The organism is Aulosira sp. FACHB-615 (assembly GCF_014698045.1).
GTDB lineage: Bacteria > Cyanobacteriota > Cyanobacteriia > Cyanobacteriales > Nostocaceae > Nostoc_B.
Genome location: NZ_JACJSE010000017.1, coordinates 15,131 through 40,345, shown reverse-complemented (window position 1 = coordinate 40,345; position 25,215 = coordinate 15,131). Strand labels below are relative to the sequence as shown.

The 25,215-nt window shown below is 39.6% G+C and carries 18 protein-coding genes; 12 read left to right on the top strand and 6 right to left on the bottom strand.

Going from position 1 to position 25,215, the window contains the following annotated elements; all coding sequences use genetic code 11:
* Positions 1-36 precede the first annotated feature (36 nt).
* Complete coding sequence (locus H6G77_RS22940) at positions 37-795, bottom strand: ABC transporter ATP-binding protein (protein WP_199331612.1); 759 nt, start codon at positions 793-795, stop codon at positions 37-39.
* A gap of 647 nt (positions 796-1,442) precedes the next feature.
* Here H6G77_RS22940 and H6G77_RS22935 point away from each other — a divergent pair.
* The 5 genes from H6G77_RS22935 (at position 1,443) to H6G77_RS22915 (ending at position 4,038) form a co-directional block, all read left to right on the top strand.
* Entirely contained in the window at positions 1,443-1,652 is a 210-nt protein-coding gene (locus H6G77_RS22935; protein WP_190591533.1) for a DUF2997 domain-containing protein, read from the top strand.
* Between the two features lie 38 nt (positions 1,653-1,690).
* Positions 1,691-2,077, top strand: a complete 387-nt coding sequence (locus H6G77_RS22930) for a DUF1257 domain-containing protein (RefSeq protein WP_190591532.1) — start codon at positions 1,691-1,693, stop codon at positions 2,075-2,077.
* Positions 2,077-2,538: a ferredoxin gene (locus H6G77_RS22925; protein ID WP_190872821.1), complete on the top strand. Its 462-nt coding sequence runs from the start codon at positions 2,077-2,079 to the stop codon at positions 2,536-2,538. The genes H6G77_RS22930 and H6G77_RS22925 overlap by 1 nt, the downstream gene beginning before the upstream one ends.
* Before the next feature lie 271 nt (positions 2,539-2,809).
* Positions 2,810-3,442 carry a bifunctional 4-hydroxy-2-oxoglutarate aldolase/2-dehydro-3-deoxy-phosphogluconate aldolase gene (locus H6G77_RS22920; protein ID WP_190872820.1) on the top strand — a complete coding sequence of 211 codons (633 nt, stop codon included), beginning with the start codon at positions 2,810-2,812 and terminating at the stop codon, positions 3,440-3,442.
* An 83-nt stretch (positions 3,443-3,525) separates the two neighbouring features.
* A complete protein-coding gene (locus H6G77_RS22915; RefSeq protein WP_190591529.1) occupies positions 3,526-4,038 on the top strand; it encodes a L,D-transpeptidase in 513 nt (170 codons plus the stop codon).
* A gap of 19 nt (positions 4,039-4,057) precedes the next feature.
* On the opposite strand, the gene H6G77_RS35480 is transcribed toward H6G77_RS22915, so the two are convergent.
* From H6G77_RS35480 to H6G77_RS22900, 4 genes are all read right to left on the bottom strand, one after another.
* On the bottom strand, positions 4,058-4,207 hold the full coding sequence (locus H6G77_RS35480) for a hypothetical protein (RefSeq protein WP_206758060.1): 150 nt from the start codon (positions 4,205-4,207) through the stop codon (positions 4,058-4,060).
* Positions 4,208-4,235: 28 nt separating this feature from the next.
* Complete coding sequence (locus H6G77_RS22910) at positions 4,236-5,108, bottom strand: bile acid:sodium symporter family protein (RefSeq protein WP_190872819.1); 873 nt, start codon at positions 5,106-5,108, stop codon at positions 4,236-4,238.
* Between the two features lie 179 nt (positions 5,109-5,287).
* Positions 5,288-7,648 carry a sulfatase-like hydrolase/transferase gene (locus H6G77_RS22905; protein WP_190872818.1) on the bottom strand — a complete coding sequence of 787 codons (2,361 nt, stop codon included), beginning with the start codon at positions 7,646-7,648 and terminating at the stop codon, positions 5,288-5,290.
* Positions 7,638-8,654 carry a formylglycine-generating enzyme family protein gene (locus H6G77_RS22900; RefSeq protein WP_190872817.1) on the bottom strand — a complete coding sequence of 339 codons (1,017 nt, stop codon included), beginning with the start codon at positions 8,652-8,654 and terminating at the stop codon, positions 7,638-7,640. The genes H6G77_RS22905 and H6G77_RS22900 overlap by 11 nt, the downstream gene beginning before the upstream one ends.
* 715 nt (positions 8,655-9,369) lie before the next feature.
* Here H6G77_RS22900 and H6G77_RS22895 point away from each other — a divergent pair.
* The 4 genes from H6G77_RS22895 to H6G77_RS22880 all read left to right on the top strand — a co-directional run bounded on the left by H6G77_RS22895 (position 9,370) and on the right by H6G77_RS22880 (position 13,466).
* The gene (locus H6G77_RS22895) at positions 9,370-9,636 is read left to right on the top strand and encodes a TIGR02450 family Trp-rich protein (RefSeq protein WP_190872816.1); all 267 of its coding nucleotides are present in this window, start codon (positions 9,370-9,372) and stop codon (positions 9,634-9,636) included.
* Between the two features lie 577 nt (positions 9,637-10,213).
* Positions 10,214-11,080: a ferredoxin:protochlorophyllide reductase (ATP-dependent) iron-sulfur ATP-binding protein gene (gene bchL, locus H6G77_RS22890; protein WP_062295146.1), complete on the top strand. Its 867-nt coding sequence runs from the start codon at positions 10,214-10,216 to the stop codon at positions 11,078-11,080.
* Positions 11,081-11,110: 30 nt separating this feature from the next.
* Positions 11,111-11,884, top strand: coding sequence for a DUF5331 domain-containing protein (locus H6G77_RS22885; protein ID WP_190872815.1), 774 nt, complete (start codon positions 11,111-11,113; stop codon positions 11,882-11,884).
* Positions 11,885-12,062: 178 nt separating this feature from the next.
* A complete protein-coding gene (locus tag H6G77_RS22880; protein WP_190872814.1) occupies positions 12,063-13,466 on the top strand; it encodes a ferredoxin:protochlorophyllide reductase (ATP-dependent) subunit N in 1,404 nt (467 codons plus the stop codon).
* Positions 13,467-13,577: 111 nt separating this feature from the next.
* Here the strand turns inward: H6G77_RS22880 and H6G77_RS22875 are convergent, their stop codons facing one another.
* Positions 13,578-14,969 carry a hypothetical protein gene (locus H6G77_RS22875; RefSeq protein WP_190872813.1) on the bottom strand — a complete coding sequence of 464 codons (1,392 nt, stop codon included), beginning with the start codon at positions 14,967-14,969 and terminating at the stop codon, positions 13,578-13,580.
* Positions 14,970-15,970: 1,001 nt separating this feature from the next.
* On the opposite strand from H6G77_RS22875, the gene H6G77_RS22870 reads away from it, so the two are divergent.
* From H6G77_RS22870 to H6G77_RS22860, 3 genes are all read left to right on the top strand, one after another.
* Entirely contained in the window at positions 15,971-19,045 is a 3,075-nt protein-coding gene (locus H6G77_RS22870; RefSeq protein ID WP_190872812.1) for an amino acid adenylation domain-containing protein, read from the top strand.
* Between the two features lie 161 nt (positions 19,046-19,206).
* The gene (locus H6G77_RS22865; RefSeq protein ID WP_190872811.1) at positions 19,207-24,597 is read left to right on the top strand and encodes an ATP-binding sensor histidine kinase; all 5,391 of its coding nucleotides are present in this window, start codon (positions 19,207-19,209) and stop codon (positions 24,595-24,597) included.
* A 191-nt stretch (positions 24,598-24,788) separates the two neighbouring features.
* Complete coding sequence (locus H6G77_RS22860) at positions 24,789-25,046, top strand: hypothetical protein (RefSeq protein WP_190676738.1); 258 nt, start codon at positions 24,789-24,791, stop codon at positions 25,044-25,046.
* Positions 25,047-25,215 lie beyond the last annotated feature (169 nt).

Genomic DNA, 25,215 nt, shown 5'->3' with positions numbered 1-25,215 from the left:
ACTAACCTCTAGCCTCTAACCTCTAGCCTCTAACCTCTAACCAGCCAAGTGAGTCAAATCATTGGGTGTGAGATGAGAGTGTATGATTTCACCATCGCGGAACCAAACAATGCGCTGAGTTTGTCGGGCGACATCTGGTTCGTGAGTTACCATGACTACGGTGATCCCACTGGCGTTTAATTCGGTGAAAATGTCTAGTACCTCTTGGGTGGTGCGAGAGTCAAGTGCGCCTGTGGGTTCATCGGCGAGGAGAACGACGGGACGGTTGACAATAGCACGAGCGATCGCTACTCTTTGTTGTTGTCCCCCTGAGAGTTGATTTGGTTTGTTGTTTAGGCGCTTTTCTAAACCAACTCTGGTTAAGGCGACAACGGCGCGATCGCGTCTTTCTGTGGGGTTAACATTAGCATAAGCCATTGGCAACATCACGTTTTCTAAGGCTGTCAGTTGGGGTAATAGATGGAATTGTTGAAAGACAAACCCCAATTTTTTGTTGCGGATATGTGCCAAAGCTTTATCATCCATTTGGGCAACATCAACGTTATCTAAATAGTAATGTCCGTCTGTGGGGCGGTCTAAACAGCCGATAATATTCATGGCTGTGGATTTACCTGAACCAGAAGGCCCCATAATTGAACAATACTCGCCCTCGTTGATGGTCAAGTTGACATTGTTCAGTGCTTTGACTTCAGTTTCGCCACTACCGTAGGTTTTAAAGATATTTTCTAAACGAATGATTGCCGATTTTGGTACAGGGTTAGGAACTAGAGAATCGGTAAGAGAAGCAATTGCCATAAATATAGTAATTAGGTTTGATTTTTGAAATTATCTTTACCGGTTAGGAGTAGAAAGTGGGGAGTGGGGAGTAGGAAAGAGCGGTTATTTTTTACAGGACTTACGCACCAAAATTGTCTGTAGGGATTGGGTGCGGGGGTGAAAGGGTATGGGGCGTAAGGGGTTTTGAATACTTACACCCTTACACCCTCATACCCCCGCACCCTGTTCTAAAACCCTACTTTTTCGTTTTTTGCGTAAGTCCTATTTTAATTAGAAGTCCCTTACCTGCCATATCACCCTACAGGAAGAATAGGGTTTATCTAATCATAATGATAAACTTTTTCAATAAATTGCATAGTTTTGTGACTGACTGATCTAGCTATACTACCGAAGAGTGTTGGTTTGACAGGCTTTTATCCCTGAATTAACTAACTTAATTTTAAACTTGACTATTCTAGAAGGTTAAGAGAGACTAACTAATGACAGATGTAATGACTTATTAAAATAATAACTTTTGTAAATTTTCTGAGATATTTATATTGAGAGATGGAACATTAGTTAAAAAATGGCAAGTTTGTGTCTAAGTAACAATGTTCCCTGGACAGGATTCTTAGCATTGTGCTAGGGGGTACAGTCCAAGCTTACTATCGTGGTTGGCCAAAAGCATGGAGACATTAGAATTCATAATTTATCCAGACGGTCGGGTACAAGAGAAAGTCACTGGCATTGTGGGTGCTTCTTGTGCTGAAGTAACAGAGGCAATAGAAGCACAGCTGGGGCAAGTACTTAATCAAGAGCCAACCTCAGAATATTTCGCCAATCAGTTACACCAATCGAATCAGGCGAATACGCAAGCTACTTACAGCGAATGGTAAGTTTTCTAACAGTTTATTGTCGTTGATTTACAACCACCATGTCACACTTTAGCCAAATTAAGACTCAAATCCGTAACCTTGATTCTTTAAAAGATGCGCTAACCGATTTGGGCATCGACTGGAAACCAGGCCCCCGCGAGGTACGTGGCTATCGCGGTCAAACCCATCCTGCGGAAGTCACCATTGAGCAGGAAAATGGCTATGACATCGGCTTTAGATGGAATGGCAAAGAATACGAATTAGTAGCTGACTTGCAGTACTGGCAACAAAATCTGTCTGTAGATGGTTTCTTGCGCCAAGTCACCCAACGTTATGCTTACCAAACAGTGGTTAAGGAAACTGCATTGGCTGGTTTTCAAGTTGCTGAACAACAAAAAAATGCAGACGGTTCTATTCGCTTAGTAGTACAACGCTGGAGTGCGTAATGGCTGATTTTCTGCCTTCGCCGGAGGAACAGGAAGATAATCGTTCCGGTTTGGAACCAGAATTAGGGGGTTTTTTGCGGGATAACCCAGAACGTTCTGGTTTAGAGCCGGAGTTGGGTGGAGTGTTACGCCAAAAGGGTGTTTATGTTGACGAAATCACCTGTATTGGTTGTAAACACTGCGCTCATGTTGCGCGAAATACTTTTTACATTGAACCAGATTACGGGCGATCGCGCGTAATTCGCCAAGACGGGGACGCGGAAGAAGTCATCCAAGAAGCAATTGACACTTGTCCGGTTGATTGTATCCATTGGGTAGATTACACAGAACTGAGAAACTTAGAAGATGAGCGCAAATATCAAGTAATTCCTGTTGTTGGTTATCCGGTAGATATGGCAGTTGCCACTTCTGAAAAACGGCGTAAAAAACAAAAACTCAAAAACAAACAATCCCGTTATTAAAATAAACAAATTAAATAATTACAAAAAAGGGCTGGTTTATCCAGTCCTTTTTTCGTAGCTGGGGAGGGGGGAGTAGGAAACCTGGATTTCTCTCTTGTGAGAGAAATCCAGGGGTGTGGGAGGTGTGGGAAGTGTGGGAGGATGGTGAAGAAATCTTTCCCCCCACACTCCCCACACTCCCCTCTCTCCCCTCTCTCCCAACACTCCCTGTGCCTCTAGAATGTGTCACGCTGGTAGTACATATTTTCAAGCCTTGTTTGTCCCAGCGAGAATGTCTAATCAAGTTTGGTTATCACAGTTGCGAAAAAACAGAGCGATCGCAGTTATCCGTGCGCCCAAAATCGAAATAGGAGAAAAAATGGCGATGGCGGTAGCATCTGGAGGAATGCAGCTAATTGAGATTACCTGGACTAGCGATCGCGCCGCAGAATTGATCGCTAAATTACGGATGAAATTACCAGATTGTCTAATTGGGACAGGTACATTGTTCAACGTGCAGCAGTTACAAGATGCGATCGCGGCTGGGGCGCAATTCTTATTTTCACCCCATATTGATATTGAAATGATTCACACCGCAGTCGCTAAAGATGTGCCAATCATTCCAGGGGCGCTGACTCCTACAGAAATTGTCACAGCTTGGCATCACGGTGCTAGTTGTGTGAAAGTTTTTCCTGTGCAAGCAGTAGGCGGAGCCAGTTATATCAAAAGTTTACAGGCTCCCTTGGGTCATATTCCTTTAATTCCTACAGGTGGAGTCAGCCTAGAAAATGCTTCCGAATTTATCCAAGCTGGGGCTGTTGCTGTGGGCTTAAGTAGTGAATTATTTCCAAAACAGTTGGTAGCAGCAGAAAATTGGCAAGCGATCGCTCAATCTGCCAGCAACCTGATGCAGAATTTAGCGTAGCAAAATACACATCTACTGATTTTTTAGGCTACAAAGTAAAAAGGAAGAAATTCTTAAGACTACCTTGTAAAAGTGCATACATCATGAAAAGTCTGATTGATTCTCACCCGATGCACCACTTCAAAAAATTAGTGATTGGTGCAGCAGTATGTTTGAGTGTGATTGGTGTTTGCACAAATACAGTCACAGCCAGTTCCAAAAACGAGACAATTAAACAAAACATCCAAACCTTACAAAAATCCGACCAACGTTGGATACAGGTTAATCTTGCAACTCAAAGATTAACAGCCTGGGAAGGCGGAAAAGCTGTTTACGCAGTTACTATTTCCACAGGCAAAAAGTCCACTCCCACACGTACTGGCAGCTTTACAATTCAGTCTAAACATAAATCAACCCGAATGCGCGGCAGAGATTATGACGTTCCCAACGTTCCCTATGCAATGTTTTACCAAGGCAATTACGGAATTCACGGAGCTTACTGGCATAAAAAATTTGGTACACCTGTAAGTCATGGTTGCATTAATGTCGCGCCGAACCATGCTAAATGGTTATTTAATTGGGCATCCGTCGGAACACCTGTTGTCATTCACAAATAACCTGGATTAATGCACAAAGCTAGGGTATTGGGTGAGGCTGCTGATTTTGTAGCTTTTCAGAGGTGAAAAATTCATGCCCAATCCTTTCCCGACTGAGTAAAATTTGCAGTGGAAAAGTTATTTTCGCATTCTTTAAGTAATAAGTAATGGGTAATAAGTAAATACTCATTACTTATTACTCATCACTCATCCTAAAATCAAACCTCTACCTGTTTGATTTCTGCATTTGTTACTTGGTCTAGTTCGATAAACTTTGGCCCCATAATAATAACTATCACCATCATTAATAGACTCGTCACCATAATAATGCTCACTACATTAGGGTCGGAAAAATTACTCGTACCCACTAATAATGCTGCGGCAAAATTGCGTTGGGCAGTTCCCACACCTAGCACACGTTGGGTATCAATTCCAGGGCCGCCTAAAAGATAACCAACGCTAAAGGAGAAAATAATAAAGACCGCACAAACAAAGATTGCACCTGTTTTTAATAATGTGATGATATCGTTAGTATGAATAAATAGTCTGACTACCAGACCTAAAAGTAATCCAGCACTAGATAACTTGAAAAAAATTGGCTGGATAATGGGAGCGATCGCACTAAATTTAGCTTTGATCAATAATCCAATTACTAATGGGCTAACCATCAGCAATAACAAGGGTTTGCCAATATCCCAAGAGTTAATTTCTACACCTTGCACCACCAAGGGCAGTACAATCGGCATATAAAAAATAGTGCCAAGCATCAACAGCATCATTAATCCTACAGAAAAGGCGATATTACCCTTAACTATTTGAGCTAGTTTCGGCAAAGCTGGCGGCCCTGATGCTACTGCCATCACTAGTAAACCATCTTTTAGCGGTTCACTTAGAGGTACTATTTGTACTAGCAAATAGATAAAAAGTGGGACTAAAATAAAATTCGCCAATAGAGATGAAACGACAAGCCTAGGGCTGCGAAGAGGTTCCCAAATTTGTTGTAGCGTTAAACTTAAACCTGCACCCAACATAGTGCAAACAATGAATGTGAACAGAGCAAGCTTGTCAGTTAATACTAATAGTTCATTCATGATTTAATTCATCGTGCAGAATAAAATATTTAGGGATATAGGGAACAGGAAACAGCAAAAGAAGACAAAGATTCGAGTTGTATTAAAGCCCATTCCCCAATCACAGTTAGTGAGCGAACTTGTACTGAGCGTAGCCGAACCACTACTCCCCACTCCCCATTCCCTACTCCCACTCTCTATTACTTCAACTCCAAACTGACTTGTTGTAAGTTACCAGTAAAAGCAAAGGGTACTTGATAACTATCTACAACTGGAGTACCTGTATCTCTGCCAATATCAAAGGTTTCGTCTAGGGCTAAACGGTAAGCGATGGTTTTTTCTATCCGTCCTTCGGCTACCTGTTGGTCATTGATGAAGAGTTTGCCGATGCCGCCTGCACCTACACCACCGTCATAATCAAAGTTGAACCGCAGTGTAGATTTACCAGGAGGTAACTTTTCTGGGGCTTGGATGATGTAACGGGCAGTATTGGCGTAGTTGTAGATATATGTGGGCTTACCATCTTCTAGGAAGAAACTCCAACCAGCAAAGCGTCCACCTTGGGTTAAAAGCACACCTTCTGCACCGTTTTCAGGAATTTCTACGTTAGCTGTGATGTTGAAGGAGCGATTTTTGAGATTGGGGGCGCTACCTTCGGGGATGCCGACTGTACCAGGATAGTAAGTGAAAGTTGTGCGTCCTTTGGTGAGGCTGGGGCGAATTTTCACATCAAATCTTTCGGCGATGCGATCGTCTAACGGTAATACTTGATGTTTGCGGGCTTCTTTTAAAAACAACTTTTGCAGTTTTTCTAGCTTCTGGGGGTTTTGCTTGGCTAGATTCTTCGCTTCGCTGAAATCTTCTGCAATGTTGTACAGTTCCCACTCATCTGTCTCAAAGCTGCCTTTTACCGTGCGTTCCCAAGGTAAGCGACCGTGACGTGCGGCTGCTACCCAACCTTCGTGGTAAATTGCTCGGTTGCCAAGCATCTCGAAATACTGAGTTTCTCGATGGGAGGGTACATCTGGTTGGTTAAAGGTGTATGCAAGGCTAGTACCTTCGATCGCTTGTTGTTTGACACCATTAACTTCTTTGGGGATAGCAATTCCCGCTACTTCTAAAATGGTGGGGGCAATATCAATTACATGATGGAATTGACTGCGAATACTACCTTGGTCTTTAATCTTTTCGCCCCAGGAAATTACTAAGGGGTTGCGAGTCCCGCCAAAGTGAGAGGCGATTTGCTTTGTCCATTGGAAAGGTGTGTTGACTGCCCAAGCCCAAGCCGCCGGAAAATGGTTGAAGGTTTTGGGGCTACCCAAGTCATCATAAGCAGCTAGTAGTTGTTGGAGATTTTCGGGTACACCGTTGAAAACTTGCAGTTCGTTGACGCTACCTGTTAAACCACCTTCGGCACTCGCACCGTTATCTCCAACGACATAAATAACTAAGGTGTTATCTAGTTCACCGAGTTGGTCAACGGCATTAATTAATTTGCCGACTTCATAATCTGTATGTGCCAAAAATCCAGCAAATACTTCAGCCATGTGGGCATAGAGTTTTTGCTGTTCGGCGGAGAGGGAATCCCACGCTGGCAATTCTTGGGGGCGGGGGGTAAGTTGGGCATTAGCAGGAATTACACCCTGTTGTTTTTGACGGGCAAAGGTTTCTTCCCGTAATTTATCCCAGCCTTGGTTAAATTTGCCTTTGTACTTTTCAATCCACTCTTTGGGGGCGTGGTGGGGTGCGTGGGTGGCTCCGGTGGCGAGGTAGGCGAAAAAGGGTTTTTCTGGCGCGATGGATTGTTGGTTGCGAATCCAGGCGATCGCATGGTCTACTAAGTCAGGTGTCAGGTGATAATCTGGCTTGTTGGGTTTATCTACACGTTTGGTATTTTCCACCAAAGCCGGACTCCACTGATTAGTATCGCCACCAAGGAAGCCGTAAAAATACTCAAATCCTAACCCTGTAGGCCAGCGATCAAAAGGCCCGGCGGCACTGGTTTCAAAGTCTGGTGTATTATGCCATTTACCAAAAGCTGCGGTGTTGTAGCCATTTTGTCGCAGGATTTCGGCAACGGTAGCAGCACTCTTAGGCAGAATTGTTGTGTAGCCAGGATAACCTGTAGCTAATTCTTCCACTACCCCTGTATTTACTGAATGATGATTGCGTCCAGTTAACAAAGCTGCCCTGGTAGGCGAACACAGAGCTGTGGTGTGAAATTGGTTGTAGCGTAATCCTCTTTCAGCAAGGTGCGTTAGGTTAGGAGTCTCCACCGGGCCGCCAAAGGTGCTGGCTTGTCCAAAACCCACATCATCTAGAATTACTAGCAAGACGTTGGGGGCTTTAGCTGGGGCGGTGATGGGTTGGGGAAAGTCTGGTTGTGATTCTTTATAGGTAAGGCCAATTTTACCTTTGAACTCTGGGAAGGGAACGGGTAAAACTTCTGATGTAGCTGCTAAGGCGGGGCTATTGACCATCAACAAAGTGATGAGCAAAGATAAAGCGATCGCCTTTGCTATTTCTCTGAACAATTCCCAATGCTTGGATTTAAACTTCATTCTGCATCCTTTCTGTAGTCAAATTCATTACTAAGCGAAACCCAATATGAGTTGTTCCCGTATCAGGTGCTTGAGATTCTCGCGCCGCCGGACGGAAGCGACTGCAATAGTTAGGCGCACACAAATAAGACCCACCTTTGATAACATGTAGAGCAATTTCTGTGGGTTTATTCGGGTCAAAGCTTGTTTCCGGGCCTGTGGGATTGAGCGTGTGGGTTTTGTGGTTGTGTCCCGGTTGAAACCAATCACTCGTCCATTCCCAAACATTACCTGTCATGTCGTACAGACCATAACCGTTGGGCGAAAAGGAACCAACGGGTGCAATACCGACATAACCATCTTTTTTAGTATTAAAAAAGGGAAAAATGCCTTGCCAGGTGTTAGCTTTTTTTGCGGAATACTGGTTGCCCCAGGTATAAGTTGCATTATCTAAACCACCACGAGCCGCATATTCCCATTGCGCTTCTGTAGGGAGTGATTTACCTGCCCATTGGGCGTAGGCTAGGGCATCTGCGTAGGCAATATGCACGACTGGATAGTTATCTTGATTTGTGATGGCACTTTCCCCTCCAAAAGGATGTTGCCAATTCGCCCCAGTCTGCCAATGCCACCAACTTAAATACTTTGCGCCTGGTTGGGCTATTTCAAACACCAGAGAACCCGGTAATCTCTGTTCATCTGGCAAATCAGGAAACTGTTCTTTGGGTAAAGGACGCTCGGCAATGGTGACATATCCTGTTGCTTTGACGAAGGCTGCAAATTGGGCGTTAGTTACTTCATATCTATCAATACAAAAGGAACTAACTTTGACTTCTTGTGCGGAGAGTTCTTCTAGATAACCGGAATTATCAGATCCCATCGTGAATGTGCCACCGGGAATCATCACCATTTCTGCTGGACAGGAATTGGAACTAGTGGCAAAGGCTGGAGGCGTGATGAGTGAGAGTGCGATCGCTACTCCCGTAATTAACCACAACCCTAAAAAACTTTTCCTTGACTTAAACATTCTGAAAACTATGACTTCGGCTCGGCAGCAATAACTAAATTGCACTTTTCATTAAAAACATCCAAAGTGTTTCAAAATAGTATTTACTGCATTTACTGCTCAAAAAAACAAATTAAAATTCAAACTAAACTTTATACAAGCTCATACTGCATAAAGCTTACGCAGATTAAGAACAATATTAATAATTGCTAAAAACCGAATTTTTGATAAAAAGCTAAGTAGGTCGGATCTAAATAAAATTAACTAGTTAAATTCGTCATTTGCCCTAACCTGTGAATTCGCCTTTAGGCATTTTCATCTGACTAGCCGCTAACACGTCCATATCATCTGTCAAAATTTAAGACAAATTGACACTGTATTACCTAGTTCCGTTTATTTTTACCGACTTACTTAAATTTAAATATTGGTCTCATCTGCTTAAACTACTGCATACCTATCGGGATGTCGTATTTAAGTACAATAATGAAACTACAGCTTAAACAAAAATAAGTCAATAACCTTGTTGATTCTCAATTGAGTGGGACTTACGCAGTGAGATCAAAAACCAAGGGTTTTGAGAAGGCTGAGAAGTTTCGTCGTGAGCGTCAGCCGAACAGTGTACTTATTCACAACCCTCATACCCAATCTTCACAGACCAACTTTGTGGGTAAATCCTGAATTTTATAGAGAAGGAAATACAGCATAATTTTAACTATTGACCCTTGACCATTGACCAATGAGCAAAAAGCAAAAATTTCCCTACTTGGTAGGCTCTAAGTGGACAGCACAGAAAAAAGTAGACGGTTGGAGACACTTTCAAGTCGCTAACCGCAAAAATCAAGGTAAGTGGGTTTATGCGGAAATGGTTGCATCCTGTGACCCTAATGTTCGTTTCTGGATTAACGCCAAACTGTTACAAGACCGTTCTCAGTGGCTGGCTGGCTGGCAATCATTACAAGAAATGGAAGCGATTTATAGCGGTTCTAATTTTATTGAGGGGTAAGGGGTCAGATTTTAGCATTATTGACTGAGTATAAGTACTCAAATTACCAAATTTTTTAGTCAAAAGCCTTAATTTTATAATTTTTCACAAATGCAGTATCGAGCGTTAAAAATTAGCCTTGAGATAGTCTACTGAGTAGCTAAACAAGGCTAATTTGCGCTCTAAAAAACTCGTATTGCTACTCATCACATTGGGTTAGGGATTTTCCTCTCCACTGCCAACCCTACGCCCATATCGATTAGGCATTAAAAGGAGAAGATTCAATAAAAACCTTATCCCAAGGGAGTTTGAATATTTTTGTCTATTGTAACTTTTTTTATATAAATAAATAAATAAAATATTTAAAAAACAATTTTTTAGAATTAATAAAGATTTTTTATAGATTTTAAAATCAAAATTAAATTATTATTAGCCCATAAACCTTTTTGCTTCATTTTTTAGATTTATGCCCCCTTTATTTTCTATGCAATTTCGTCAATAATGACACTCAACTACCTCACACATTGCCATCGGCGGCTAGGTGAAGGCCAATGTTTGAGCCAAAAGTTTGACAAAAAACTATAAGAGGCAAATAACAGTGAAACTAGCAGTCTACGGAAAAGGCGGTATTGGCAAGTCAACAACTAGCTGTAACATATCTGTCGCTTTAGCCAAACGGGGCAAAAAAGTGCTGCAAATTGGTTGCGACCCGAAACACGACAGCACCTTTACCCTGACTGGATTTTTGATTCCGACAATTATCGACACTCTCCAGTCCAAAGATTATCACTACGAAGATGTTTGGCCAGAAGATGTCATTTACAAAGGCTATGGCGGTGTTGACTGCGTAGAAGCTGGCGGCCCTCCTGCGGGTGCAGGGTGTGGTGGCTACGTAGTTGGGGAGACCGTAAAATTACTGAAAGAACTCAACGCCTTTGATGAATACGATGTAATTTTATTTGATGTGCTGGGTGACGTAGTTTGTGGTGGCTTTGCGGCTCCTTTAAACTATGCAGATTACTGCATGATCGTTACTGATAATGGCTTTGATGCTTTATTTGCAGCAAATCGAATTGCCGCTTCCGTCAGAGAAAAAGCCCGGACTCACCCATTGCGTTTAGCTGGTTTAATTGGCAATCGGACATCAAAGCGTGACTTGATTAATAAATATGTAGAATCAGTCCCCATGCCTGTTCTAGAGGTTTTACCTTTAATTGAAGATATCCGCGTTTCTCGCGTCAAAGGTAAGACATTATTTGAAATGGCAGAGTCAGATCCTTCCCTGAACTACGTTTGCGACTATTACCTCAACATTGCTGACCAAATTTTGGCAAGACCAGAGGGAGTAGTACCGAACGACGCTCCCGATCGCGAATTGTTCTCTTTGTTGTCTGATTTTTATCTAAATCCGCGTAAACCACAGGTTCCTAATTCAGAAGAGGAATTAGACTTGATGATTGTATAAATCACCAAGTTCTCAGGATGAGGGACAAATATGGCTTTCTTTAGTAGCTTTACAGATTCAATTAGACAAAAGTGGTTGCAGTTCTTCCAGGTTAACCGTGACTGGATTACCTTGCACATGGAAGTCGAGTCAGTGTATACCCCCGATGGCGGCAAGCGACCACCTTCTTACCTCATCCTGGGAGTTGTGAACGCGCTAGAACCAAAACTAGCGCAGTTGATGATGCCCTTTTCCAAATTGAATGCTGATGCTGACACCTTAATTGAAGTGTTGGAACTGCATTTTGACCCAGATATTGTCCTTGGTAATCGCTTGAGTAATCCTCCAGTTGAACCAGAGACAAACCAAGAAGAGTCAACAATTGTGCTGCCAGATGACAATGTTGATGATGAAACCTTAGCAATTTCTCATCTCAACGGTTTTGGTTTAGATGCTAGTGAATTAAAGGATAAGGAACCCAACCAAGAATTAAATGATGTTTCCTTGTCTAATGAACAGAACGGCAAACATGAGCCTCAAGCTGCGATGCCTTTGGCAACGTCTTCGACGAACGCACCTGAGACTGATGATTTTGGCGATGTTTCCTTTAAAAGTGACACCACATCAGCAACCAAACTAGATGAAGAAATTCTCGGCGACTTAAACCCACCAGATGAAAACGCTTTTAATGATGTTTTGTCTGATGTTTGGGGTGATGAAACCGGATTGCAAAAGGGTGAAGAAAATAATGATTTTCTAGGGGAAGAATTACCAACTGGTGTTTTTGATGACTCAGAAATTGCCCGTCTCTTCCCCAACAGTTAATAGTTACTGTTTCAGTTGAATTTAGGGATTGCTCACTGTGCTGTACAGAGTAGGGAGTAGGGAGTAAGCAGTAGAGAGTAGGGTATGATCATCCTCTCACTACTTATTCACTCCCCAACTCTTCCTATTGCTGACCCTACATTCATCTGCCTTTAAATTACAAGGGGAGAAAACCAAAATGACTGTCGCGCAACAACCAGAAGCTTTAAACTTTGAGTGCGAAACTGGGAATTACCACACCTTCTGTCCGATTAGCTGCGTGGCGTGGTTGTACCAAAAGATTGAAGATAGCTTCTTCTTGGTGATTGGGACAAAAACCTGTGGCTATTTTCTCCAAAATGCAATGGGGGTGATGATTTTTGCTGAACCCCGTTATGCAATGGCAGAGTTAGAAGAAGGTGATATTTCAGCACAGTTAAATGACTATGAAGAATTAAAGCGGTTGTGTGAGCAAATAAAACGCGATCGCAACCCCAGTGTAATTGTCTGGATTGGCACTTGCACCACAGAAATTATCAAAATGGACTTGGAAGGTTTAGCACCCAAGTTAGAAAGCGAAATAGGCATTCCCATTGTTGTCGCCCGTGCCAACGGTTTAGATTACGCTTTTACCCAAGGTGAAGACACTGTTTTAGCGGCAATGGCACATCGCTGTCCTACCCAAGCGCCCGTAACCGAAAATGAGAAAAACGAGCGCAACGCCATTCAAAAACTGCTCAACTTTGGTAAGAAAAAAGAAGATGTAGTTCAAGAAGAATCAGAATACGTAGATCATCCACCTCTAGTTCTTTTCGGCTCCCTCCCTGATCCAGTTGTTACCCAGTTAACCCTAGAATTAAAGAAACAAGGCATCAAAGTTTCTGGCTGGCTACCAGCTAAACGCTTCACAGAACTACCCGTGCTAGAAGAAGGATATTACGTTGCAGGTGTTAACCCCTTCCTCAGCCGCACAGCTACCACCTTAATGCGTCGCCGCAAATGCAAATTAATTGGCGCACCCTTCCCCATCGGCCCTGATGGAACTCGCGCCTGGATAGAGAAAATTTGCTCAGTGTTTGGCATTACACCCAAAGGACTAGAAGAACGAGAAGCACAAATCTGGGCAGGCTTAGAAGACTACGTAAAACTAATTCGTGGCAAGTCTGTATTCTTCATGGGTGATAACCTGCTAGAAGTCTCCTTAGCGCGGTTCTTGGTACGTTGTGGAATGACAGTCCATGAAGTTGGCATTCCTTACATGGATAAGCGTTACCAAGCAGCAGAATTGGCAATGTTAGAGCAAGCTTGTCAAGAAATGGGTGTACCTTTACCCAAGATTGTCGAAAAACCAGATAATTACAACCAAGTGCAGCGCATTTATGAGTTAAAACCCGACTTAGTAATTACTGGAATGGCTCACGCTAACCCATTAGAAGCACGCGGCATCAATACCAAGTGGTCAGTAGAGTTTACCTTTGCTCAAATTCATGGTTTTAGCAATGCCCGTGACATCTTAGAATTAGTAACTCGCCCACTGCGCCGCAATAATAATTTGAAAGACTTGGGTTGGGATAAGTTAGTCAGAGAAGAAGCTAAGATTTAATAATTACTTTGTGAATAAGTTCATACAATTATGATTTTTGAGGCGAACCTTGTTTAGTTCGCCTTTTTTTATTTTGTTCACGCCAAGATAAAAAAGACGCGAAGGAGAATTTTAACTAGAAATTTGTAGTTCTAAAGGTGTAGATGGAATAATGTACATCAATTCTGCACCATCAGGTTTTGTTTCTGTTGATGGTGTTAGCTTCAGCCATTCATGGAAACCTATTCCTAGTTGAGATATTGCTTGCACTTCTGTTTGATATGCTTCAAATCTGCGATTGGTTTCAATCATTGATTCTATTACTTCTACCGCTTGTGGAAGACGTTTATAGGCCTCCTTCTTCAAGTCGTTATGATTTGGGCCAAACCATCCTCCTTGAACCTCAACGCGAGATACAATTGCTGCTGGCAAAGACTCTATCCATTGGTTCGAGTCTTGTATTATTTTAAATAAATTCTCCCGTTGCATTTCAAAAACAGCATTCTCATTTAAATTTGGGTCAATCCATTGATAAATTTGAGTGAGTCTTTGTAAATCAATCTCACCTTTTAATTGCGGATGTAAATATGCTGCTGGGTTAGAAGTTAGCATGATATCAACGTATTTTTGAATACGAGAACGCAGAATTTTTGAGCCTTCTTGAAAACGCCGAAGTGCAGTATCGTGTTCTTCTAACTCTAAGTAGCAACGTACTTCAGCTAAATAAGCTAGTGATAAAGTTAATAGGTATTCATCTGAAATTGGACTTTGTTGCTCAATTTCAATATCTGTAAGTTCTGTGTAAATATGCTCTGCCTCTAAAAATCTATTGATAGCTTGTAATGCACTACTTCTCCGATTTTCAGGTTTCGTCATTGTAAAGGCATTAATAGCTAATTCAATAGCAGCACGAAAATTAGCATAGAAACCTACATCAATTTTTCGGTTAATCTTGTTTAACAATTCTTGAGCTTGTTGCAGTCTTTGTTCTAGTTCTTTAAGACGTTGTGCTATGACAACAAAACCCATCATTGAAACGCCAAGATTTAGTATGCTGCTGGCAGTAGTTACCTGCAAGATTCCTTGAGTTAATTTCAGGCTTTGCTCTATTCCTCCTAACTGCTCTTCAATAACACCTAAACGTCCATTAAAATTGGTCAATTCTTTTTTTGTAGCAGCTGCACTAGCAACTGTTGCAACAAGATTTGCTCCTGATACAGCAATATTACTTAAACTCGCTTGTTCAACCCCACCTAAACGTTGATTAACATTAGCAAGTCCATTTCCTGTAAAAGCTGTACTAACCCCTGTAGTAACAAGATTAGCTCCTGAAAAAATCAGATTGAGCAAATTATCAGACTTATTAACTTGAGCAGGTTGTCCAGTTATCTCTCTTAACCAAGTAACAACCTGTTTAGTTCCGACTTCTCGAATTACACCGCCAACTCGTTCTAATGTTCCATTTGCTAAACCTTTAACAACCCAATCAGCAAGCATAAAGGTTACTGTAACTGGTAGATTCACAATTTTCTCCTCATTCTTGACATTCACAATCTCTCCTCAATTAAGTATTCCCAGTTATACCTACTAAAATTGATGACTACACTCAGCAAACAAGTCTAAGCAAGTTAGTGGGGTGTTGCATAAATGCCATATAGCTTCAGGAAAAAGCCCAGCCTATGGTTTCCCTACTTCAGCCAAGTGGCATGTGTAGGTGTTTAAAACCCTTATACCCCTTATTTACAGATAACCCTGGTACGTAATTCACATCATTAAAAAGTTAAATTTTTAACACGCACCAGTAAAATAGTTAAATTTTTAACATACTTAAGTACAAATACTTAAGAATTTAAAATTACAATATTTGTTTGCTGATAAATTGTTTAGACAAAATAAATTACTCATTAAAGATTGATTCAAACCTTTATTTAGCAAGCAATAGATATCAAAGTAATTATTTATCAACTACTTAAATATCTTTGCATAAGTATTTAAAATAGTTGCTTTATAAAGTTAAAGATTTGAATTACTATCTGGATATTTAATACCAGCTATGTCAAGATAAATTTCTAGCTTCATATTCTTATTCCCGGAACTTTAGATGAGCATCTCACCAGCTAGATTCAAAAAACCTTACATTAAATTGCTGAATGAATATCTAACATCTAGAGTTATTCATTTGAGAATGAGTCTGGGTTACTACAAATTTGCTATCAATTATCAAACCTATCTCTTTTGAAGATGACTGCTTGTTAGTAAATAAATTTTGAATAACAATACCTTGATATCTAATGAGATTCATTTGTTCCTTGTACCTTTAAGTATGTAGTTAGTTAATACATAATTTATGCTCATACTCAATCTTGTACTGCTCTAACATCTCAAAGGAACAACTGAAAAAACAGATATCCTAATATGTCGAATTTTCCACCATCCCAGTAAATACCTTGATTTTTAGTTTTATCAATGTCATCTACCCATATTTAATCTCGCATTTTCTGACCAAAAACGAATCTGTAAATATAATGAATACTCAAAAATTTTCTACTCCTAAAACTGTTGTTTCTTTAATCGATTTGGTTTTTCAGCAATATCAAGATGAATTGGCTGTCATTGTAGAATATCAGCAGTTTAGTTATGGTGAGTTGCAGCGACGGACAGAACAGTTATCTCAATACTTAACAGCCCAAGGTTGGCTACAACCTAACAGTTTAGTTGGACTTTGTATTGAACCTTCTTTTGAAATGATTGTTGCAATCTGTGCCATTTTAAAAGCAGGTGCAGCGTTTGTACCGCTTGATCCTGATTTACCTCGTCAGCGACTCAGCTATATGATTGCTGATGCTAAATTAACTACAATTTTGACACAGCAAAAGTTTGCTTTTGACCTTGAGCCAGCTATGCGGCAGAGTGGTTTGGATGGAAAAATGTGTTTTTTAGACACTCCTACTGTCTGGCAACCTTTAACCACGTCCTTTGCGTTAGACCCCGTAGAGTCTGAGCAATTGGCATATATAATTTATACATCTGGCTCCACTGGTATACCTAAAGGCGTAATGTTGACCCATCAAGGTTTGCTCAATCTTGCAGAAGCTAGTTGTAGCACTTTTAATATCACACCGGGCTTGCGCTTGCTTCAGTTTGCTTCTATCAGTTTTGATGCCGCAGTTTGGGAAATCTTCACAGCATTATGTGGTGGAGCAACTTTGGTATTAGGTGCAAGAGAGCAAATGCTTCCTGGACAACTCTTGGCAAACTTCATCACAAAACATCAGGTGCATTGGGTGATGTTATCTCCTTCTGTACTTGCAACACTCACACCTTTCCGCAATCACTTAACTGATTTACGTATGGTTGTGGTAGGTGGTGAAGTTTGTCCTGTCTCGCTTGCTCAAGCTTGGATATCACCCCAAACTCGCTTTTTCAATGCTTACGGGCCAACAGAAATTACTGTTTGCTGTACAATGTACGAGTTTCAGCCACAGGATATTAATCTACCTATTGGTTATGCACTGCCAAATGTAGAGCTATATGTTCTTGATGAAGAACTTCAACTTTGTCGGCCTGGTGAAAAAGGTGAGCTATATGTAGGCGGGATGGGAGTAGCCAAAGGCTATCTCGACAAACCTGAAATTACCAGTTCTCGTTTTCTGGATAACCCGTTTGGTGTGGGCAAAATTTATAAAACGGGCGATGTTGTTTATGAAGATGCCGATCATCCTGGATTAATACACTATGCAGGTAGGTCTGATCATCAGGTAAAAATTCGGGGCAAGCGCATAGAAATAGAAGCCATTGAAATGATACTTGCTCAACATCCAGGAGTACAGACGAATGCAGTTAAGGCAATTAAAACTACACGTATAGAAAGTAGTGATGTAGCAGAAAATTACGGTATATCAATGCTGGTTGCATACGTCGTGCCGAAAGCTGGGCAGTTTTTGACAGAAAAGCACTTACAACGCTTTGCAGCCGAGCAACTACCAGATTATATGGTGCCTACACGTTTTGTATTTATGGATGAATTACCTTTGCTACCTAATCGCAGCAAAGTAGACCGAAATTCTTTACCAGAATTGCCTCAAACACCGTCTTTTGTCACTGATACGATGGATAACTCCATCAAAATTGCAGTAGTGTTTGACGAAGCTTTAGAGTTACCGACTGGAACTTGCAAGCCTCACTCTAATTTCTTTGAGATGGGTGGTAGTTCCTTGTGCATAGCGCATATTTTATATGGGCTGGAACGGGATTTTGGTGTGACTATTCCTTCTCGCTTAATTTATGAATATCCCACACCATCGGATGTAGCAAGATTATTAGAGCAATTTAAACTCAAAAGTGAAAGCGTCACTCATGATAGACACATTGATTTAAAGGCAGAAGCTGTACTTTCACCAAATTTGAATACATCGATTTGGCAACAACCACCACAAGCTAAATATGACTGTGCATTGATTACAGGTGCAACAGGTTTTCTCGGCGCACACTTGCTGGATGAACTGTTGAGAAGAGGTAGCTATAGAAAAATCTATTGCTTGATTAGAGCAGAAAGCCAAGCCATTGCGATTGAAAGGCTACGTACCACTTTCATACAATATCAGTTACCAACGGCGAAACTTGAACAGGTAAATGTTCTTAATGGCGATCTCGAACAACCACAGTTGCAACTATCAACACAATTATTTGACCAACTGGGTGACGAAGTTGATCAAATTTACCATGTAGCTGCTGATACTAATTACATCAAACCTTACTCATTGATCAAAAAGCCCAATGTTGATGGAACTGCAAATATCCTGACTTTAGCAGCACATCGTCGGCATAAAACTCTGCATTATTTATCTACTTTGGCTGTTTATGGCTCAATCACTTCATTACTAGGTATAAATGATGTCGTAGAAGACCTTGACATTGACCTATGTGAAGGAATTATGTCTGTAGAGTATGGATATGTACGCTCAAAGTGGGTTGCAGAAAGAATGCTACACTCAGCCAAAGAACAAGGATTAGCAGTTTCGATTTACCGCCCTGGTTTTATTTCTGGACACAGACAAACCAAAATCGCTAACCTGAATGATATGTTTTACCGCTTTGTGAGTGGTTGTATTCAGATGGGTATGTATCCAGAGTTTCCTGAAAAACGTTGGGTTCCAACACCTGTAGACTATGTGGCTGAAGCGATCGCTCATCTTTCACTGGATACAAAATATACTGGTGGTCAGTACAATATCCTTGTCCCTCAAGAAAAGGAATTAAGTCATTTAGAAATATTTGAATACATTGAGGAGTTGGGCTATCCTCTACAAAAGATTTCGCCAAAAAATTGGTTGAATGCACTATCTACTCTACCAACTACGAATCCTTTACATCCATTAATTTCATTCTTCCAAGAGAAAGTATATCAAGACCGTAGCACTATTTTAGAGGTACACCATCGCACTCCCAACTTCCTGACAGAAAATGTTCTTCAAGCTATCGAGGGTACTAATATTGAATGTCCAGCAATAGACAAAAATCTGATTAGACAATACTTACCCAACTTTGATAGACATTTCTTAAGTAGACAGCTCCAAAATCCAGCCGCCCTCAATTATTAGTAGTTAACTAGATTCCCAATTTTAAAGCAAAATTGGGAATCTGAGTCTTATACTTCTACAAAATCATAGGCTGAATAGAGTACCACAATTCTTAATTTGTAACTCAGGAAAAGATAGTTAACCTTTTAAATATTTTGTGTTTATTCACAAAGGTAATAATTATGTTAGCAGTGGATTCAATATCAGGGTATGACTTAAACGAAATGCTCCATGAAGGAGATGATACCATTATTTATCGTGCTAGATCAGTATATGACCAACAACCGATTATTCTGAAAATACTGAAAGCCGATTATCCTTCCATAGATGCGATCGCTCGTTTGAGACATGAATATAAAGTTACCGCTAACCTAGATTTAGCGGGTGTAATTAAAACCTTAAGGCTAGAAACTCATAAAAATAGACTGGCGATCGTATTTGAAGATATCAATGGCTACTCATTAAAACAACTGCTAAGTCACAGCAAACAAGACTTAAAGAGTTTTATGAGCATTGCAATTCAATTAGCTAAAGCTCTAGTATCTGTACATAGTTGTAATATTATTCATAAAGATATTAAACCTGCCAACATCATCATTAATCCCGAAACTAGAATTGTCAAACTCACTGATTTTAGTATTGCATCACGTTTAGATAAAGAAACCACCCAACTAGCTAACCCCAATCAACTAGAAGGTACTTTAGTTTATATGTCTCCCGAACAAACTGGGAGAATGAACCGTAGCCTGGACTATCGCAGCGATTTTTACTCTCTGGGAGTGACTTTTTATGAAATACTGACCGACCAATTACCTTTTCAAAGTGATGATCCTCTAGAATTGGTTTACTCTCATATTGCTAAAGAACCTACAGGCATTGAAAAATTAAACCCTGAAATTCCTAGCGCCATCTCTGCTCTAGTTAATAAATTGATGGCAAAAAATGCTGAAGACCGCTACCAAACAGCTAAAGGATTGTTAGCAGATTTAGAAATTTGTCGGGAAAAATTAGAAACAACTAGTAAAATTATAGATTTTACACCTGGTCGCCTAGATGTTTTAAGTCAGTTACTAATTCCTCAAAAGCTATATGGTAGAGAATCTCAAGTTAATTCACTTTTAGATGCTTTTGAGCGTGTTAGTCAAGGCAAACGGGAATTGGTATTAGTTTCTGGTTATTCAGGAATTGGGAAATCTTCAGTAGTCAATGAAGTCAATAAACCCATCACTCGTGCTAAAGGCTTTTTTATTAGTGGTAAGTTTGACCAGTTTCAACGTAATGTTCCCTACGCTTCATTGATTCAGGCTTTTAGTTCGTTAATGCGGCAATTGCTGACAGAAGATGACCAAAAGTTTGAAACATGGCGGCGTAAAATATTAGCTGCGGTGAAGTCCTATGGCAAAGTTATTATTGATGTCATTCCCGAAGTGGAATTAGTAATAGGCAAACAACCAGATGTAGCACCACTAAATGCAGCAGAGTCACAAAACCGCTTCAATCGTGTTTTTACAGATTTTATCCGCGTCTTTGCTACAAAAGATAACCCTTTAGTCATCTTTTTAGATGACTTGCAATGGGCTGATTCTGCTACTCTCAAGTTGATAGAATTGTTAATTAACGACCCAAAAACCAAATATTTACTGTTAATTGGGGCTTATCGCAATAATGAAGTTAGCATTACACATCCTTTAATTCAAACAATCGAAGAAATTAGCAAAAAACACAACATTGTCAACAACATTGTGTTACAAGCTTTATCAGTTGACAACTATCATCAATTAATTGCCGATACACTACATAATAATTCAGTAAAAATCAAAGTACTAGTAGATTTACTGTACAATAAAACGGCAGGTAATCCATTTTTTTTAACACAATTATTACTAGTATTACATCAGGAAAAGCTATTTGAATTTGACTTTCATCTTGGTTCGTGGCAGTGGGATATAGAGAAAATCCAAAGCATTGGAATTATTGATCAGCGTATCGTAGAATTAATTGCCAATAGAATTAAAAACCTGCCGATCGCCACCCAAGAAATATTGAAACTAGCTGCTTGTATTGGTAATAGATTCTCACTGGATATTCTTTCTATTGTTAGCGGTAAATCTCCAGCAAGTACTGCAAATGATTTATACTCTGCATTACAATGTGGATTAATTTTACCTTTAAGTGATGCTTATCGCATCCCCTTAGTATTTGAACAGGAAGAATCTGCAAAACTAACTTTTGATTCTAAGCAGATTGCTTATAAATTCTTACATGACCGTATACAACAGGCTGCTTATTCATTAATTCCTGAAAGTCAAAAACAAGAAACACACTTACAAATAGGTCGTTTATTACTAGAACAGACACCTGCGGAATTAATTTCAGAAAATATTTTAGATATTGTTAATCAACTAAATGTTGGTTGGGATTTATTAACTGAAGAATCTGAAAAAGATCAACTAGCAAATCTAAATCTGATTGCAGGCAAAAAAGCTAAAGCTGCTACAGCCTATGAGGCTGCTGCAAGATATTTAAACATAGGTTTAAAACTTTTGACAGCAGATAGTTGGCGAACCAGCTATGAACTCACGTTAAATTTATATACAGAAACCACAGAGTTAGAATATTTAAATGGGAATTTTGAACAATCTAATTATTTAGGAAATATTGCTATAAGTCGAGCTATTAATATTCTGGATAAAGTGAAATTATATGAAGTAAGAATGTTAATTTGTATGGCACAAAATCAGATGCCAGAAGTTCTCGAAATCGGGGTAAAATCTCTCAAAGAATTAGGCGTAAATTTACCAAATAAACCTACACAAATACATGTTTTATCAGCCTTAGCTGAAACCAAAATCGCATTGATAGGGAAACCAATAGAAAAGTTAGCCTTATTACCTGATATGTCTGATCCTTATAAACTAGCAGCTATGCAAATACTATTGCAAATTGTACCGGCTGCTAGTCAAGCAGGCTCTTTTCTATTTCTGTTATCTGTTTTGGCGATGGTGAGATTATCGGTTAAATATGGCAAATCACCTGTTTCGGCTTATGGTTATGCAGCTTATGGTACTGTTTTAACTGATAAATTTAACCAATTTAAAACAGGATATAAATTAGGTAAGCTGGCAGTTAAATTACTAGAAAATACGACGGCTAACTCAATTAAAGCTACAGTTTACTTTGTACATAATGGTACAATTAGCTTTTATAAACAGCCCCTTAAAGAAACAATACCACCCCTGGTAGAAGGGATGCAGAGTGGACTAGAACTGGGTAATATCGAAAATGCTGGTTATTGTGCTGTAATTGCGGGATATCATGCTTTACTGTCGGGAGAAAATTTAGAATCGGTAGAACATAAAATATCTGGCTACGTTGATTTAATGCAGAAATTAAAGCTGGAATCTCTAGCAGCAGCTACCAGCCTTTTTAGACAAGCAGCTTTAAATTTACGCTCTAAGTCATCGCACAAAGCCGTGTTAATTGGTGAGGCTTTTGATGAAATTACGATGGCATCGGAGTTATTAAAGAATTATTCTTTTAAAGGTTTTTATTATGGCTGTAAAACTATAGTTTGTTATTTATTTAACGAATATCAACTAGCAGTAGAAAATGCTGTATTAGCAGAAAAAACTCATGCAGATAATGTGGGTTTGCTAATTTATGTTGCCAATAACTTTTATTACTCTTTAGCTTTGACAGCACTTTGTAATCAAGCTGAACCTGCACAAAAGCAGCAATATTTAAAGCAAGTAGCTGCTAATCAAAAGCAAATGAAAAAATGGGCGACACAAGCACCATGTAACTTTCAGCATAAATATGATTTAGTAGAAGCTGAAAGAGCCAGAGTTTTGGGTCAATTTCAACTAGCAATAGACTTGTATGATCGTGCTATTGCAGGAGCTAAAAATAATGATTATATTTCGGAAGAAGCTTTAGCAAACGAACTTGCTGCCAAATGTTATATAGAGTTTGGTAAAGAAAAAATTGCCAAAATGTATATGACAGAAGCTTATTATGCTTATATTCATTGGGGCGCTTTAGCAAAAGTTCAATTATTGGATGAAAAGTATAATCATCTAATTATTCGTAGTGTAAATTCTAAACAATTAGAGATAGATGTTACCCGCACCATTGCTACAACAAAAATTAATTATACAGGCACAACAAGTAATAACGATGGTGTTTTAGATTTAGCAACAATCCTGAAAGCTTCACAGGCAATTAGTGGCGAAATAGTGCTTGATAAACTTCTGGAAAAGCTTTTACAAATAATTTTAGAAAATGCTGCGGCTCAAAAGGGTTGTCTGATTTTACTGAAAGATAATGAGTTATTCATAGAAGCAATCAACGATATTGATAGTAACGCAATTATTTTGCAATCGACTCCATTAAAAGCAAGTGAAGATATCCCAGGTTCTATAGTTGAGTACGTTGCTAGGACTCAAGAAGTTTTAGTCATTAATGATGCTATTTCTGAGGCTAATTATCAAGGCAATGCTTATGTTCAAAAGCATAAACCAATTTCGATATTGTGTAACCCTATCTTCTATCAGGGTAAATTTATTGGCATCTTGTACTTAGAGAATCGACTGATTGCTAGTGCATTTACCAAAGAAAATATCAAAGTATTAAATTTAATTACCTCTCAAGCAGCAATTTCTTTAGAAAATTCTCGACTATATCAGCAAGCTCAAAACTATGCTAAACAATTAGAGTCTTCGCTGTCTGATCTCAAGGAAATGCAATTGCAATTAGTCCAAAGTGAAAAAATGTCTACTTTGGGTAATTTAGTTTCCGGTATAGCTCATGAAATTAATAACCCCATTGGATTTATTATAGGCAACCTAAAACCTGCGAATGAGTACATACAAGACTTATTCAAGGTAATAGACTTGTATGAAAAACACTATCCTCAACCAGTATCAGAAATTACTAAAACTCGCCGAGATGTTGATATGGAATATGTGCGGGAAGACTTACCGAAACTAATTGCTTCTATGCAAGAGGGAGTCAACCGTATTTATGATGTCAGCTTAAGTTTGCGTACCTTCTCTAGAGGCGATACTCAAAAACCTAGCATTTGTCATGTTCACGAAATTATTGACAGTACAGTTTTAATTCTCAAGCATCGTTTGAAAGCTTCTCAAGCTCGTCCAGCAATTGAAGTTGTCAAAAATTATGATGACTTACCATCAGTGCGCTGTTTTCCTGGACAACTTAGCCAAGTGTTTATGAATTTGATAGCTAATGCTATCGATGCGTTGGAAGAATCAAATGTGGGACGTAAGATGGATGAGATTAAAGCTCATCCCAACCGGATTACACTCACTACCAAACTCAATGAAGAGCATGATAGGGTGTTAATTTCCATTCAAGATAATGGGATAGGGATACCTCCTGAAGTTAAACAGAAGATTTTTGATCATTTATTTACTACTAAACCAGTAGGTAAAGGAACAGGTTTGGGATTAGCGATCGCTCGTCAAATTATCATAGAAAAACACGGTGGAAGTATTCAGGTAAATTCTCAACCTGGTGAGGGAACCGAGTTTATCATCCAGTTACCAATATAAGCCTGAGCCGCAAATAAGTTTTTTTAGTCTCAAGCTAAACGTAAGTATGACGTTTAGCTTGAGTACTTTTGTACTGATTGATGTGTCTTTCCTCACAAAATCCTCAACTTTATTACGTAATATCCATAACCAAGCCAAATACAAGTTTTCTAGAACAGTTCGACAAAATCTCAGGCTTATGGAAAGATGCTATGAAAGTTGAACGACCATTATCTCAGGAACCGACACCAGAAGAAGTGCGGGAACTAGAAAAATTGAAAACCATGATTGAACAGTATGTACAAGATGGTGAAATTACTCACCAAGAAATTCAAAACTTCTACTGTGCAATGTTCGCTCATGGAAAACCTAGTGCAGATCAAATTTACCGTTCACTAGAGTTGTATAGAAACATTATTGGAGAAAAGCTTAACAAACTTGAAGTTTGGTATGAGCCACCCAGTAATTAAGTAAGTGGAGACAATTATTTAGAAGACGCATTTCGACTTCGCTCAATGCTCATACCAAAAACCTCTTCCCACGTCAGCGAAATCAAAATCAAACTTTCTTCTTCATTTAAACTCCATCCCTTTATGGGTGGAGTATTCACCGATTCTGAATTCTGACTTCTATTTATAA

Coding starts and splice junctions, on each gene's coding strand:
- H6G77_RS22915 (WP_190591529.1), top strand. CDS start 3,526: ATGAAAAGTCTGATTGATTCTCACCCGATGCACCACTTCAAAAAATTA.
- H6G77_RS35480 (WP_206758060.1), bottom strand. CDS start 4,207: ATGAGTATTTACTTATTACCCATTACTTATTACTTAAAGAATGCGAAA.
- H6G77_RS22860 (WP_190676738.1), top strand. CDS start 24,789: ATGAAAGTTGAACGACCATTATCTCAGGAACCGACACCAGAAGAAGTG.
- H6G77_RS22940 (WP_199331612.1), bottom strand. CDS start 795: ATGGCAATTGCTTCTCTTACCGATTCTCTAGTTCCTAACCCTGTACCA.
- H6G77_RS22895 (WP_190872816.1), top strand. CDS start 9,370: ATGAGCAAAAAGCAAAAATTTCCCTACTTGGTAGGCTCTAAGTGGACA.
- H6G77_RS22910 (WP_190872819.1), bottom strand. CDS start 5,108: ATGAATGAACTATTAGTATTAACTGACAAGCTTGCTCTGTTCACATTC.
- H6G77_RS22885 (WP_190872815.1), top strand. CDS start 11,111: ATGGCTTTCTTTAGTAGCTTTACAGATTCAATTAGACAAAAGTGGTTG.
- H6G77_RS22865 (WP_190872811.1), top strand. CDS start 19,207: ATGTTAGCAGTGGATTCAATATCAGGGTATGACTTAAACGAAATGCTC.
- H6G77_RS22925 (WP_190872821.1), top strand. CDS start 2,077: ATGGCTGATTTTCTGCCTTCGCCGGAGGAACAGGAAGATAATCGTTCC.
- H6G77_RS22920 (WP_190872820.1), top strand. CDS start 2,810: ATGTCTAATCAAGTTTGGTTATCACAGTTGCGAAAAAACAGAGCGATC.
- H6G77_RS22870 (WP_190872812.1), top strand. CDS start 15,971: ATGAATACTCAAAAATTTTCTACTCCTAAAACTGTTGTTTCTTTAATC.
- H6G77_RS22930 (WP_190591532.1), top strand. CDS start 1,691: ATGTCACACTTTAGCCAAATTAAGACTCAAATCCGTAACCTTGATTCT.
- H6G77_RS22880 (WP_190872814.1), top strand. CDS start 12,063: ATGACTGTCGCGCAACAACCAGAAGCTTTAAACTTTGAGTGCGAAACT.
- H6G77_RS22900 (WP_190872817.1), bottom strand. CDS start 8,654: ATGTTTAAGTCAAGGAAAAGTTTTTTAGGGTTGTGGTTAATTACGGGA.
- H6G77_RS22905 (WP_190872818.1), bottom strand. CDS start 7,648: ATGAAGTTTAAATCCAAGCATTGGGAATTGTTCAGAGAAATAGCAAAG.
- H6G77_RS22935 (WP_190591533.1), top strand. CDS start 1,443: ATGGAGACATTAGAATTCATAATTTATCCAGACGGTCGGGTACAAGAG.